This window comes from Microbulbifer flavimaris, assembly GCF_001641755.2.
GTDB lineage: Bacteria > Pseudomonadota > Gammaproteobacteria > Pseudomonadales > Cellvibrionaceae > Microbulbifer > Microbulbifer flavimaris.
Genome location: NZ_LRFG02000002.1, coordinates 803,770 through 817,046, shown reverse-complemented (window position 1 = coordinate 817,046; position 13,277 = coordinate 803,770). Strand labels below are relative to the sequence as shown.

Below are 13,277 nucleotides of genomic sequence, written 5' to 3'. Positions count from 1 at the left end.
TTTGCCAGGAGGACGACAGCCGCTGACCTTTCGCGTCCGGTCATAGTGACAGCGGTCAGTGAATCAGGATCATGGCGCTGCCCATCGCCGCCGCACAGGCCGCTTTCACCGTTGTGGGTGTCCGGTCTGCGGCGCAGCTGCCGCCACAGGCGGTCATGCGATCGATCAGGGACGACAGCTCGCCTTCAATCGAGGTCAGATCCGGCGCGGTGGACAGCTGTGAGGTGACACCGTCGTGCTGCCAGGTCATCTCGTGGGCCAGCAGGTTCTTCACCAGCGGATCGATGATCTGTGCCTTTTCCGCTGCCGAATCGAAGGCGGTGTCCGCCGGGGCAGAGAAGTCGAAGCCGGGGAAGTAACTGTCCCGCGCCGCGGAATCCACCAGGGTGCTGCAGTACTTCACGGCCAGTTGGGTAATGCCCATCTGTTGTGCGGCGAGGAAGCCCTGGATATCGCTCTCCACCGGCAACTGGCGTTTCACCTTTTCCCAGGTTTCAGCCACGTCGGGGTGGCTCTGGGCAATACCGGTGGCACGGGAAAGTGCCGCGTGGATCTGCTCGAACCGGCGCAGACCGATACGGGGCTGGGGTATCAGGTCAGCCGGGGTTGCCGGCGGTGCGGGGGTGGGCTCGACACGCGCAAACGAGCTGTTGCCGATGCGTTCAAACGTCAGGAAGAACTCGTCGAACTCCGGCCCCTTGTCCAGGGTGATGATGGTGCCGAGCCTCGACAGCAGCTGGCCCTCACCGGGCACATAATTGGCAGTATCCACCGTAGCGGACAGCTCGGCCCAGGCCTGACCCACTTCGGCCTCGCGACCGTTGATGCCGATGCGCATACCCTCGATGGGAATACTGGAAATAGAGGCGTTCTCGTCCAGGCTGATGAATTTGGGCTCGCTGAACAGGTAGCCGTAATTGTCGAACAGCTGCGTGGTGAACATGATGTAGCTGTCTTGCACACCGGTGTGCTCGTCCACCTTGAACAGCAACAGGTATTTCTCACCCACACCGGCATCGAAATTGTTGGCGATGTCTTCTGCCGAGAGCGCGCGGGAATGAATCGCCAGCAGGCGGATCGAGCCCTCCCAGGCATTGTCATTGGATACCTCGCTGCCGAGCGCCAGCGCAAAGGTATCATCCCAGGTATTCAGACCATCCACCTCCGCAGGATCCATGTCGCCGGTGAACTCGCCGTTGACGTAGAGCTTGCGGCCCTCGATGGGATCATACGTGGCCACCACATGCTGCAGGGTCGCCTGCACCCGCTCATCCATATCCGCGGTGATCAGTGCCGGCATGCCGTTGGCATCGGTGCTGTCACTGCGATTCTGGAACACGTAGTTGTACATGGCCTGGCCGAGAGTGAAATTGCGGATATCGTTGCCACCGGAGTAGGTGACGATGCGCGCGGGTCCCTCCTGGGAAACATTGGCCGGTGCCACCCAGGTCTCGATGCTGTACTCGCCGCTGGCGGTCAGCCTATCGAACAGCTTGCTGCTGCTGGCCGTGGCTGCCTGTGCCTTGCCGCCCTTGAGCTGGATCCCCCAGGAACCCAGCCACTCCACGTCACCGGAAAGGGTCAGGTCGGCGGCCGGATTCACGCCGGAAGTATCGAAGGCGGTGGTACCGGTGCCGGTCTTGAACTCGTACAGGGCGACGGCATTGTTCTCGATCCGGCCACCGCTGCTGGCAACGATGCCATCGGTCAACAGCAACGCCTTGCTGATCACCCAGCTGCTGTCCACCTCGGTGAGGGGGATGGCATCGGCAAAGGCCTGAATCGCCGCAGTCATTTCTGCCTCGTCGGATGCACAATCGCTCCAGCAGTTATGGAACTCCTTGCCCAGGCGCACGGAAAAGCGTGAATCGGCCGGGTTTTCCAGGTTGATCTTGCTGCGAGCTGCCTCATAGGCGGCATTCACATCGGCGCTGGCAAAATAGGGTTGTTGCGCAGTACCGGCATCCTCGCTGTGACAACCTGCGCAATAGGTGCGCAGCAGCGGGTAGACGGTGCTGGAGAAGTTGCCGCCGGAAGCGGGGAAGCTCTTGCTGGCGCCCACCTCGCGTTCCACCGGCGCGGTAAGGCTGATGCTGTTGACCAGGCTGCCGCTCTCCTGGGCCCACTCCTGAATGTAATTGGTGATGATCTCTGCACAGGCACTGGCACTGGCCAGCCAGCAGTTGTGGCCGCCGCCCACCTTGGTCACCAGGCGCGATTCCGCCGGTTGGGTGAGGTTGACCAGGCTACGCCCCTCATCGAAGGCGAGATTAATATCGTCACCGCGCACGAATTGCGGGCTCTGGCCATCCTCGATATGGCAGCTGCCACAGCGATTTTCCGCCGCCAGGTTGTCCCAGATAAAGCGTTTGTATTGCTGCACCTCTTCCGTCGCCGGTGCCGGCCCGGAATAGCTGGTGTCGTCGGTTTCCGGGTTCAGGTTGGGCTGCTGTTCGGTGTCCTGGCCGCTGCCGCCGGAACAGGCGGATAGAACCAGAGCGGCAAAGAAGAGCCCGGAAGCAGTCAGCCCGGAGCGAAGCCGTGTGAGGGAGGGGAAGGTGCCGTTACGGGCAGAGCCGTACGGGACTGTCTGCGAGAGGGACCTCGCAGACAAGCCTCCAGGGATGGATTCACGGCGTGTCCCGGACGGCTCTGCCCGTAGCGGAGCCGCCACTGATTCGGAAGAGAGACTTGCGGGTTGTGCACTGATCATCTTTTCTACTCCCCCGCACAGTAAACCGCAGCATCGGCATAAACCTGCTTTAGGTTGTAGCCGCTGTTGCTGAAGTCATCGGTAATGGCATCAATACGGGCGCGGTCGCTGGCATCTTCCGGGGCGCGCAGGCACACCTGGCGGAATACCTTTTTGACCTGGCACTGGGCAAAGGCGTGACTGTTGGCCAGCTCCTCACCCAGTGACTTGGCGCCGTTGCCGCCCCCCGGCAGGCTGCTGCTCCAGCCCAGGTGCTGGTTCGGTCCCTCACGCCAGTAATTGTCCCAGCGGTCGTCCGGCACGATGTAGCCGTAGGGGAAGTTGGCGCTGTTGATATGGTTCTTGGCTTTCACCCGCGTGCCGGTGGTCGGGTCGGTCTCACCGACGTTGTTGTAATCCAGGCGGCCGTTCCGGCCCTCAGGGTCGTTGTCGGCGTCGTAGACAAAGTCATAGTAGGCAAAGGCCTGGGCCATGGGGTCCATGCCGCTGTGGCAGCCCACACAGTTGTTCTGGAATACGCGGCTGTCACCGCCGGGGCTGCGGCTCACATCCTGGCGAATGCGATCCGGCGGGCGGGTGCTGTCCTGTACTTGCTCCATGTCGCGGCACAGGTGATTGAGCATGGTGAAGCGGAACATGGCCCGGTTGGTACCGGCGATAAAAAACGCCTTCGCCCCGGCGCGGGTGGTCATCACTCCGGCAGTGGCTTCGGCCGGCAGGCCGGTCACCGCCGACTGGCTCTGTCTGACCAGGCTGTCCTTCAGGGAAAAGCCGGCTGCTTCCAGTGCCTCGTAGTGATCGTTGTTGCTGTTGTTGTAGCCGGGCAGCCCCAGGCCGCTGTCCCCGGTATAAAGCAGGTTGCCGTAAAGAATCTCACGGAAGTCCAGGTCATCCCGTACGGCGCCGATGACGGTCGCAGTGTAGTCGTTGAGGGGCGCAAAGACATCCCGGTCCCGGTTGGTCCACGGCGTGGCGATATTTTTCAGGGTCACGTTATAGAAGGCATCGTTTTCCATCGCCCGGTAGGCGGCATCGTGGGGATTGCCGTTGGCGATGTCCTGGGCCATCTGCTGTAGCACTGCCTCGGATGGCGATATGCCGGTAAGCCGGCTGTGCATCTGCAGGGCCTGGTCCTGTGGTGCCGCACCGGCGAGGGCAGACCAAAGGCCCGCACCCCACAGAGCGACCGCGGCGCGGCAGAACCTGCGCCCTCTGAGCGGTTGCTTTTCCATCGAGTCAGTCGTCAGCTGTTTATCTGGAGTGGGGGTGATGGTAAGTGCTCACCCGGCTTTTGCCAGAGGGTGACAAAAGAAGTGAGTGCCAGTTGGCAAAACGCGTGAGTATTCCTTGAGTGTCGGAACGGCACTGGAGAGAATTTGTCCGGAATCAAGAGAGGTTTCCAGGGCCGGCAATACAGTGGCAACAATAATGAAATATTTTTGGGGACTGCCGGCGCTCATTCTCCTCGGCGCCTGCAGTGGCGGCGGGGGTAACGGTGGCGATGGCGGTGGTGAACAGGCCGAGGACCCGGTCGTTATCGATTACCCGGTGGCATTCGTGCGCCGCTCCCTCAATTTCGAAGATGACGGCACCCTGGTTGCCGACGATATCTACGATCCCGCCGCTTTCAATCCCGGGGCCGAACTCATCCTGAAAGACAGGGCCACGCCCAGCGCGCCGGAACAGGTATTGACCGGTGAGCTGTTTGACGGCGGCTATGACGTCAAGGACCTGAATGTGTCCCCGGATGGCCAGCAGTTGCTGTTCGCGTTGCGTGCGCCGGAGATCGAGGGTGCGGATGAAGACGAGCAGCCCAACTGGAATATCTGGCTCTATGACCGCGAAAACAACAGTCTGCGCCGGGTGATTGAGTCGGACCTGATTGCCGAGGCCGGTGACGATATTGCTCCCGCTTTCCTGCCGGACGGACGCATTGTCTTTTCCTCCACCCGCCAGCGCCGCAGCCGCGCGCTTTTACTGGACGACAACAAGCCGCAGTTTTCCTCCCTCACCGAAGAGCTCCGCAACGAGGCATTCGTGCTGCACGTGATGGACGCGGACGGCAGCAACATCGAGCAGATTTCCTATAACCAGAGCCACGACCTGAACCCCACGGTACTGAACGACGGCCGTATCCTGTTCAATCGCTGGGACAATATGGGCGGGGTGGACAACCTCAGCCTGTATACCATCGAGCCAGACGGCACCGACCTCGCCTTCCACTATGGTTACCACAGCCAGCAGACCGGCACCGGCGGCACCGATGCCGCATTCTCCAGGCCGCGAGAATTGCCGGACGGTCGCCTGCTGGTGACCCTGCGCGCGCCTGAGGGGCTCAGCTACGGCGGCGACCTGGTGGCCATCGACAGCGTCAACTACACCGAGGCCTACAGCCTGCCGGAGGGCGAAGGCGAGCTGGTCGGGCAGGCCTCGATTTCCGTTCAGGAAGTCATTACCGACGGTACCCTGTCACCCCACGGACTCTTCGCCGCCGCCTGGCCGTTCTACGATGGCACCAGCCGACTGCTGGTGGCCTGGAGTGAGTGCCGGGTGCTGGACCCGGAAACGGAATTGCCCCAGCCCTGTACCGACGAATGGCTGGCCATCCCGGATATTCTCCCCGCCGACCCCCTGTACGGCCTGTGGATCTATGACTACGAGGCCGGCACCCAGCTGCCCATTGTCGTCGTGGAAGAGGGGGAAATGGTTTCCGAAGGGGTGACATTGGAGCCGCGCACGGAGCCCACTTACCTGCCACCGCCGGTCCCCGGTGTGGACGTGGATAGCGATCTGGTGCGCGATGGGCAGGCCATCCTCGATATCCGCAGCGTGTACGACTTTGACGGGGAAGCCGTGGTGGATATCGCCGCGCTGGCCGATCCCGCGCAGACCACGGCTGCGGAACGTCCGGCCCGTTTCCTGCGTGTCATCAAAGCGGCGGGTATTCCCGATGACGACGTGCTCGACTTTGATCGCTCCGCCTTTGGTCGCAACCGCGCCAATGGTATGCGCGAGATACTGGGCTACACGCCGATTCAGCCGGACGGCTCCGTACGGGTAAAAGTGCCCGCTGATATTCCGCTGGCTTTTTCGGTCGTCGATGCGGATGGTCGGCAACTGGTCAGCCGGCACCGCAGCTGGATGCAATTGCGGGCCGGTGAAGTGCGCAAGTGCCAGGGCTGCCATACCCCGGACAGTGAAGTGCCCCACGGTCGCCCGGACAAGGCACCCGAGCCCGCCTGGAGCGGCGCCCCCACTTCCGGCGCGCCTTTCCCGAATACCGAGCCGGCGCTGGTGGCGGATATGGGGGAGACCATGGCCCAGGTGCTGGCGCGCATCGCCGGAGAGGCGACGCCTGAGCGGGATATTGCCTATGCCGACCTCTGGACCGATGCCGCCGTGCGCGCCAAGGATCCGGCAACCCTGGTCGCCTACGCCGACCTGGAAACACCGCAGCCGGTTTCGATTACCTGTCTCGATAACTGGGGTCCGACTTGCCGCAGCGTGATTCACTACCCGAGCCATATCCAGCCATTGTGGGAAAAGGTGCGGGAGGTGACCGATGCCGCTGGTACCGTGCTGGAGGACCGCACCTGTACACAGTGTCACTCCAACCGCGATGCCAACGGTATGCCACGTGTTCCGGCGGCCCAGCTGGATCTGTCGGCAACCCCGTCACCGACCAACGCCGACTGGCTGACCTCTTATGTCGAGCTAGTTTTCGACAACCCGACCCAGGAACTGGTGGACGGGGCACTCCAGGAAGTGCTGGTGCAGGAAAGGGACGACGACGGCAACCTGGTTTTCGAAACCGACGCTGACGGCAACCTGATCCTGGACGCGAACGGGGATCCGATCCCCGTCATGGTTGTGGTAGAGATCGACCGGCTGGTGGGGAATTTTTCCAGCAGCAGCCGCTTGTTTGTGCCTTTCGCCACAGGCGGTGCGCACGAAGGCTACCTGGATCCGGCAGAGCTGCGACTGATCGCGGAGTGGATCGATATCGGTGCCCAGTATTACAACGACCCCTTTGCGGCACCGGTGAACTGAGTCATGCGATCAAGTAGTCCGCGCCGTCTCCTTTCTGGCATGTTGCTTCTCAGTTTGACCACACTGTTTGGCTCAGTGGCCAGCGCCGGGGTGCAATTTCCGCAGCATGTGCCCGAGGATGCCGAGCCGGTATCTGTGGATGCCCCCTATGTGAATGTCTACACCGGCCCGGGCCGCGGCTACCCGATCTTTCATGCGCTGGAGCGCGGGGAAATTGTCTGGCTCCTGAAGCAGCGCACCGACTGGGTAAAAGTCACTACCCGCCGCGGCCATACCGGCTGGGTTCGGGTGGCGGACCTGGCGGACATTTTCAGCCCGGAGGGGGAGCCGCTGCGCATCGATCGGGTGGATTTCCGCGATCACCGCAGCCAGACCCTGCAGCTGGGTTTCACCTATGGCGACTTCGCCGGTGCCGATTCCATGGGGGTGAACCTGGGGTACCGCTTCACTGCCAACCTCTCCGGTGAGCTGCGTGCGACCCAGGCGGTGGGGCAGTTTTCCGACAGCCAGACCTACCAGGTAGCTGTGCTGCATCAACCTTTCCCCCGCTGGCGGGTGTCGCCTTACTTCATGCTGGGTACGGGGATCAACATCACCTCGCCCAATGCCACCATCGTGGCCACGGAAGATCGTCAGGACACGGCCATGCTGACCGGCTTCGGTCTCAAGACTTTTATTGCACGGCGCTTTGCCCTGCGGGCCGAGGTGGCCAATCACTACCTGCTCACCTCGCGGGAAAACAATCAGGAGATTATCGAGTGGAAACTGGGCTTCGATGTATTTATGTAGCCGCACTGGCAGTACTGCTGGCTGCACCGGTCAACGCGCAGGAAGATGATCCGCTTGGCGGGCTGGTGTCTCCGGACCTGGAGCGCCGGGAAATCCGCGAGGCGGATATCGATACCGAGGACTTTGAGCTCTCGACCTTCGGCGGGGTGATGAATGTGGAGGACTTTGGTTCCAACCCCGTCTACGGCGGTGCCCTGGCCTACCACATCAATGAAGACCTGTTTATGGAGGTCGGCTACGGGCAGACGGAGCTGGGTGAATCCAGCTTCGAGCGCCTGAGTGGCTCCGCACCACTGCTCACCGACGAGCAGCGCGAGATGCAATTTTATAATTTGTCACTGGCCTGGAACCTGTTCCCGGGGGAGTACTTCCTGTTCGACCGCTGGGCACTGAACAGCAATCTCTACCTGATTGGTGGTGTTGGCAACAGCAGCTTTGCCGACGAGGATCACTTCACTTACAACTTTGGTGTCGGTGCCCGCATATTGCCTGCAGACTGGCTTTCTCTGCGCCTTGACGTGCGCGATCACGTGTTCGAACACGAACTGTTTGGTGAGCTGCAGACCACACACAATCTCTCTGCCCAGGTTGGGCTCTCTGTTTATTTTTGATCGGTGAGGAAAAAGAACATGTTGCGTTTTATCGCCACCCTACTGCTGGCTGCGGTTGCCGCCCATGCCAGTGCCGCAGAGCCGTCCCCGGATTTCACCCTGGCCTCCCATCAGGGCGACAACCTGCGCCTGGCTGAACAGCGCGGCGATGTGATCATGCTGAACTTCTGGGCTTCCTGGTGCGGCCCCTGCCGCAAGGAAATGCCCTTGCTGGATGCCCTGCACGATCGCTACGAGGCGGCGGGTTTCCAGGTCTGGGGTGTCAACGTCGATGCCGAGCGAGCGGATGCCGAAGAAATGCTGCGGCGCATCCCAGTCGACTTCCCGATCCTGTTCGACAGCAAGAGCGACGTGAGCAAGCTTTACGGGGTGGACGCCATGCCCAGTTCCGTATTTATCGATCGGGACGGCAATGTACGCCACATCCACCGCGGCTATCGCGACGGGGATGAGGCTGCCTACAAGAAGATCATCAAAGAACTGATCCGGGAGTAAGGCCATGATCCGCGCTACATGTCTCCTGTTGCTCGCGCTGCTCAGCACTGGTTGCAGCATCAACCCCTGGGTGCAGCCCTACGAGCGCCAGTATCTGGCTGACCCGATCATGGGCTTCGAGCGGGATCCGGTAGCGGCGGGTTATATGAATCACGTGTATGAGGCGCGTGAGGCGGCGCGAGGTGCCGAAGGGGGCACGGGAGGTGGCTGTGGCTGCAACTGAAAAATCGCTTCGCGGCTACCGCGCTCCCCTTACCGGACGCCGGTGGAGCTCGTACTTCTCTCGCACTTCAAGAGCGCTGCATTGTCGCCTGGCCCCGGTATTTGTCGCCCTGCTGCTGGCACCTGCGGCAGCGACTGCCGCGGTGCTACCGGAAGAGCGCGCCGATTCCATGTACCACTCCTACAGTGGCGGCGGTGTGACCATCGATGGTCCATCTTTCCTGGTGCGCAAAAACGTCAGTGAGTCGGTTTCGGTCTCCGCCAACTATTACGTGGATATGATTTCCGGAGCCTCCATCGACGTGGAGGCCACTGCCAGCCCCTATTCGGAGCAGCGGGACGAGTACTCGGTGGGTGCCGATTACCTGGTGGAAAAAACCACCCTCAGCGTTGGTTACACCAATAGCTCCGAAAACGACTACCAGGCCGAAACCATGGCGTTTGGTGTGAGCCAGACATTTTTTGGTGACCTGAGTACCCTTGGTTTGCAGATCAGTTATGGCAGCGATGATGTCTACCGCAACGGTGACGACAACTTCGCTGCCGAGGCGCAGCATCGTCGCTATACCCTGAGCTGGAACCAGATCCTCACCCAGAAGCTGATTGCCGAAGTGAGTGTGGAAACCGTGGCGGATGAGGGCTTTCTCAATAACCCTTATCGCAGCGTGCGCTTTCTCGACCCCTCTTCCGGCACCGGCTTCAGCTACCAGCGGGAGCTCTACCCCACCACCAGAAACAGTGATGCCGTAGCGATCCGTGCCAAGTACCGCCTGCCATACCGGGCGGCGGTGCAAAGTGAGTATCGTCGCTACGCTGACAGCTGGGGTATCGAATCCGACAACCTGGAATTCCGCTATACCCACCCGCTGGAAGAACAGGACCAGTGGATCCTCGAAGGCAAGCTGCGCTTCTATCAGCAGAATGGCGCCGACTTTTACAGTGACCTGTTCCCCTACGTTGATGCCACCAATTTCCGTGCCCGTGACAAGGAACTCAGTGACTTCAATACCATTGCCTTCGGTATTGGCGTTTCCTATGTCCTGCCGGAACGCTGGTCGCTATTGAATCGCAAGAACAGCGTGAATCTGTACTGGGACCACATACTGTTCGACTACGACAATTTCCGCGACGTCACCGTGCACGGTCCCAATAGCGACATCCTGCCGGGTGAAGAGCCCGCCTACCAATTCGGCGCCAATGTTATTCGCCTCTTCTGGTCTGTTTGGCTATAAGTGACAGCATCAAACATTTTGCAGGAGGCAGCTGATGACAAGGGTTCTGGTCCCGGTGGCAGATGGCAGCGAGGAAATTGAAACCGTCACCATTGTCGATGTGTTGCGGCGTGCCGGCGCCGACGTGACCCTGGCCTCGGTTGCCCCCGAGCTGCTGGTGCGCGCTTCGCGCGATGTGCAGCTCAAGGCCGACTGCGCGATTGGAGATTGTCTCGATACCGAGTGGGACCTGATTGCCCTGCCGGGCGGTATGCCGGGAGCCGAGCATCTGGGGGGCTGTGCGCCGCTACTGGAATTACTGGCGGCACAACTGAAAAACGATCGCTGGGTGGGTGCCATTTGCGCAGCGCCGGCTGTGGTGCTCAGCCGCAATGGCCTGATTACGGACTACGAGGCAACCTGCCACAAGAACTTTCTGGCGGACCTGTATCAGCAGGCCCGCGCTGCCAGTGAAGCGCCGGTGTGCGTGGACAGAAAACTGGTAACCAGCCAGGCGCCGGGAACGGCGATGGCATTCGCGCTGCAGCTGGTGGAATGCCTGTTCGGGGCGGAAAAGCGGGATGAAGTAGCGGCGCCGATGGCGGTCTGATGGCCTGACAGGCTATCCGGCTCTGCCCGGGTTGCCCTGCATGGGGCCCGCAGTGAGTGGAACGTCCCTGTTCCACTGAGCCTCCAGAACTGTTTCGGGGATTCAGAGGCTCGGTACTTATTGTCTGGCATGTGGCGCATCGTACAATAGCCCTTTGGGGCTATTTTTTCTGGTTAATCCTGCCTCAACACGAATAAATGCTGGGATTTGTCGCCGCAGGCCAAGAATAATTGCGTCGCAAGGCGAAGTGCAGCGCCGTGTCTGCAAGTGACTTTGCTAGAGGATGCCCTCGGTGATGCAGCGGGTGATCAGTTCGCCGGCATTCCTGCATCCCGATTTGTTGAGGATATTCTTGCGGTGATTCTTGACGGTATTGGCGGCAATGCACAGCGTCTTGGCAATATCCCGGCTGGTCAGTCCCTTTGACATCAGGCGAATCACTTCCATTTCCCGCTCGGTAAACAGCACCCCGGATACCGGCGTCGGGGCGCTCATTTGAGAGATATCCAGGTTGAGGTACGAGGGTTCGCCGGACATGCCGATCACAGAAATGCAGTGATTATTTTGCTCCGTCAGGTGCTGGATATTGGTTTGAATACACAGGGACCGGGCCAGGCGTCCGGCCGGATCGGTAGTGAGAATCATGGCCTGGTGGTTGAATAGCTGGTAGTTCCCTTCCGCAGTCTTGAACCGGAAGCAGTAGGAAACCTTGTACTTCGGGCGTTTGTCCGCCGCTATGCGCCCATAAATAAAATCAAATGCCGCTTGCTCTGCACGGGCCACAAATTCGGTATCGTCCGGGTGCATCCGGTCGAGAATATCCTGCAATACCACTTGCCCAGGATCGAGGCCAAGCACGCTCTTGATCGACGGGCTGACGTGCCGAATAGAAGGAGTCCCATGCTCTGGCTGCATGCCGGAAAAATCCAGCACGAAATGATAATTGGGCCCACAGCAGAACGCGGACGCCAGGCGATTATCGAGCTGCACGAGATCGTTATCCGCGCTTTCGGCACTCAGGTGCTCTCTGGCTGCATCCCAGACGGATTTCAGCGCGTGCGTTGTTGGTTTCATGCTGTTACTTATTCTTCTGTCGTCGGCAGCTGTCGTTGCCCGGTTACGGGGTCAGTCGGCCGGTAGTGAAACCTGCTTGTTCAGTATCGCGCCCTCCAAGATAGAGGCGCGGTCAAATGTGCCACGAGTCACCAGCAAACCGTGACCTTCATCACAAGATCAAATATTTTTGATTATTTCGCAGCGAGAAGTCCAGTCGAAATACGCCCGTATTGGCCAACTGGGGTTGCCATTAGAGGACAAAAGTCAGCTTAGTCAGCTTTTTTTGGCGCCAACGCGCCTGACTCTCGATATAAGTGGCACCAAAAGCCAAGTGATTTAGTGACAGAGCTGTGGGAACCTGCAGAAGTGTGGGGTGGGTCCGGGCGACCGCTATCGGGTGTCCCGAGCATGGTTCCTATTGCAGCCAGCGGCAGTCATGCTGATCAGCTGGTAGTGTTCCTTGCGGGGCGGAGTGATGGTGGTTTCAGCCAAGCTCAGGTGGCAAACAGTGCGCCCTGTATATCGCGAAAGCCCTTGAACTCCAGTGCGTTGCCACTCGGGTCCTGAAAGAACATGGTGCCCTGTTCCCCGGGTTTGCCAGCGAAGCGGATATAGGGCTCGATCAGGAATTCCTCGACAAAGCCCCGGGCCCGCTCGGCGAAAACTTGCCAGTCGTCAAAGTTCATTACCACACCGAAATGCGGCACGGGGACACCGTGTCCATCCACCGGGTTTGCCACAGCCGCCACCTTGCCGTGGGAACCGATCGCGGGGTTGAGGTGGGTAACCAGCTGATGGCCGAACAGGTTGAAGTCGATCCAGTGCTCGGCGCTGCGGCCCTCCGGCAGGCCCATCTTGTGGCCATAGAACTCCCGGGCTTCATCGATATCCCGAACCTGAATCGCGAGGTGAAAGGGCGTCAGTTGCATGGTCTGCTTCCGGAAGATCAAGCTGACAAGGCGCGATGGGGACTACCCCTTTTGGGCCTGGCCATGTTTCTGGGAATCACTGGAGAGTATCTCCAGCGTGGCGCTGTCTTTTTCCCCGCCATAGTACTTGTCCAGCACCCGAGAGAAAACCGGCTCCCCCTCGGCAACCGCATCAAAGAGAGTCATGGATGACTTGAGCTTTAAGTCATCGGGGCTGCCGAGAATCTGATGGGCGGTTCTTCCCTCCAAGTCGAGCAGGGCTTCAGCACACTCCCGCAGTCGCGCACCGAGAATGGCGTGTTGCAGGTAGTCGAGTGCCTCGCCGCGACTTTTGATAGCGTAGTGCCGCGCAGTGGCACTGCGGCCAAGACCGTGAATCTGAGGGAAGATATACCACATCCAGTGACTGCGCTTTTGACCTTCTCTCAGTTCAGATAGTGCCTGTGCGTAACTATCGGCTTGTGCCTGGATAAATCGGTTCAGGTCGTGCTCGTCGTTCACTCTCACCTCCGGCTGCTTGTGCCTCTGTCACCTGTGCTGTCTCCCACTGCGCTTCAAAATAGCGCACGCAGCTCAGGACCTGGGGTAGCC

General features: G+C 60.2%; 12 protein-coding genes. 7 read left to right on the top strand and 5 right to left on the bottom strand.

Features of this window, described 5'->3' with window-relative positions; genetic code table 11:
* Positions 1–55: 55 nt before the first annotated feature.
* Together AWR36_RS08340 and AWR36_RS08335 are read right to left on the bottom strand one after the other, a co-directional pair.
* Positions 56–2,713, bottom strand: coding sequence for a LamG domain-containing protein (locus tag AWR36_RS08340; protein ID WP_082679484.1), 2,658 nt, complete (start codon positions 2,711–2,713; stop codon positions 56–58).
* Positions 2,714–2,718: 5 nt separating this feature from the next.
* Positions 2,719–3,945: a DUF1585 domain-containing protein gene (locus tag AWR36_RS08335; protein WP_067083618.1), complete on the bottom strand. Its 1,227-nt coding sequence runs from the start codon at positions 3,943–3,945 to the stop codon at positions 2,719–2,721.
* Positions 3,946–4,141: 196 nt separating this feature from the next.
* On the opposite strand from AWR36_RS08335, the gene AWR36_RS08330 reads away from it, so the two are divergent.
* The 7 genes from AWR36_RS08330 to AWR36_RS08300 all read left to right on the top strand — a co-directional run bounded on the left by AWR36_RS08330 (position 4,142) and on the right by AWR36_RS08300 (position 10,701).
* Entirely contained in the window at positions 4,142–6,763 is a 2,622-nt protein-coding gene (locus tag AWR36_RS08330) for an HzsA-related protein (protein WP_067083616.1), read from the top strand.
* A 54-nt stretch (positions 6,764–6,817) separates the two neighbouring features.
* Complete coding sequence (locus tag AWR36_RS08325) at positions 6,818–7,552, top strand: SH3 domain-containing protein (protein ID WP_231745283.1); 735 nt, start codon at positions 6,818–6,820, stop codon at positions 7,550–7,552.
* Entirely contained in the window at positions 7,522–8,163 is a 642-nt protein-coding gene (locus tag AWR36_RS08320; RefSeq protein ID WP_067083611.1) for an outer membrane beta-barrel domain-containing protein, read from the top strand. Before AWR36_RS08325 ends, AWR36_RS08320 begins: the two co-directional genes overlap by 31 nt.
* A gap of 18 nt (positions 8,164–8,181) precedes the next feature.
* Positions 8,182–8,658 carry a TlpA family protein disulfide reductase gene (locus tag AWR36_RS08315; RefSeq protein WP_067083609.1) on the top strand — a complete coding sequence of 159 codons (477 nt, stop codon included), beginning with the start codon at positions 8,182–8,184 and terminating at the stop codon, positions 8,656–8,658.
* 4 nt (positions 8,659–8,662) lie between these two features.
* Positions 8,663–8,881: a DUF4266 domain-containing protein gene (locus AWR36_RS08310; RefSeq protein WP_067083607.1), complete on the top strand. Its 219-nt coding sequence runs from the start codon at positions 8,663–8,665 to the stop codon at positions 8,879–8,881.
* An 88-nt stretch (positions 8,882–8,969) separates the two neighbouring features.
* Positions 8,970–10,112, top strand: a complete 1,143-nt coding sequence (locus AWR36_RS08305; RefSeq protein WP_369814733.1) for a DUF3570 domain-containing protein — start codon at positions 8,970–8,972, stop codon at positions 10,110–10,112.
* Positions 10,113–10,146: 34 nt separating this feature from the next.
* Entirely contained in the window at positions 10,147–10,701 is a 555-nt protein-coding gene (locus tag AWR36_RS08300; RefSeq protein WP_067083605.1) for a DJ-1 family glyoxalase III, read from the top strand.
* A 276-nt stretch (positions 10,702–10,977) separates the two neighbouring features.
* Here the strand turns inward: AWR36_RS08300 and AWR36_RS08295 are convergent, their stop codons facing one another.
* The 3 genes from AWR36_RS08295 to AWR36_RS08285 all read right to left on the bottom strand — a co-directional run bounded on the left by AWR36_RS08295 (position 10,978) and on the right by AWR36_RS08285 (position 13,187).
* Complete coding sequence (locus AWR36_RS08295) at positions 10,978–11,775, bottom strand: LuxR C-terminal-related transcriptional regulator (RefSeq protein ID WP_067083602.1); 798 nt, start codon at positions 11,773–11,775, stop codon at positions 10,978–10,980.
* A gap of 476 nt (positions 11,776–12,251) precedes the next feature.
* On the bottom strand, positions 12,252–12,686 hold the full coding sequence (locus AWR36_RS08290; RefSeq protein ID WP_067083600.1) for a VOC family protein: 435 nt from the start codon (positions 12,684–12,686) through the stop codon (positions 12,252–12,254).
* Positions 12,687–12,728: 42 nt separating this feature from the next.
* Positions 12,729–13,187: a DUF1810 domain-containing protein gene (locus AWR36_RS08285; protein ID WP_067083598.1), complete on the bottom strand. Its 459-nt coding sequence runs from the start codon at positions 13,185–13,187 to the stop codon at positions 12,729–12,731.
* Between the last annotated feature and the right edge of the window lie 90 nt (positions 13,188–13,277).

Excerpts from the sequence above, each read along its gene's own strand:
- AWR36_RS08340 (WP_082679484.1), bottom strand. The coding sequence starts at position 2,713 with ATGATCAGTGCACAACCCGCAAGTCTCTCTTCCGAATCAGTGGCGGCT.
- AWR36_RS08335 (WP_067083618.1), bottom strand. The coding sequence starts at position 3,945 with ATGGAAAAGCAACCGCTCAGAGGGCGCAGGTTCTGCCGCGCCGCGGTC.
- AWR36_RS08330 (WP_067083616.1), top strand. The coding sequence starts at position 4,142 with ATGAAATATTTTTGGGGACTGCCGGCGCTCATTCTCCTCGGCGCCTGC.
- AWR36_RS08315 (WP_067083609.1), top strand. The coding sequence starts at position 8,182 with ATGTTGCGTTTTATCGCCACCCTACTGCTGGCTGCGGTTGCCGCCCAT.
- AWR36_RS08310 (WP_067083607.1), top strand. The coding sequence starts at position 8,663 with ATGATCCGCGCTACATGTCTCCTGTTGCTCGCGCTGCTCAGCACTGGT.
- AWR36_RS08300 (WP_067083605.1), top strand. The coding sequence starts at position 10,147 with ATGACAAGGGTTCTGGTCCCGGTGGCAGATGGCAGCGAGGAAATTGAA.
- AWR36_RS08295 (WP_067083602.1), bottom strand. The coding sequence starts at position 11,775 with ATGAAACCAACAACGCACGCGCTGAAATCCGTCTGGGATGCAGCCAGA.
- AWR36_RS08290 (WP_067083600.1), bottom strand. The coding sequence starts at position 12,686 with ATGCAACTGACGCCCTTTCACCTCGCGATTCAGGTTCGGGATATCGAT.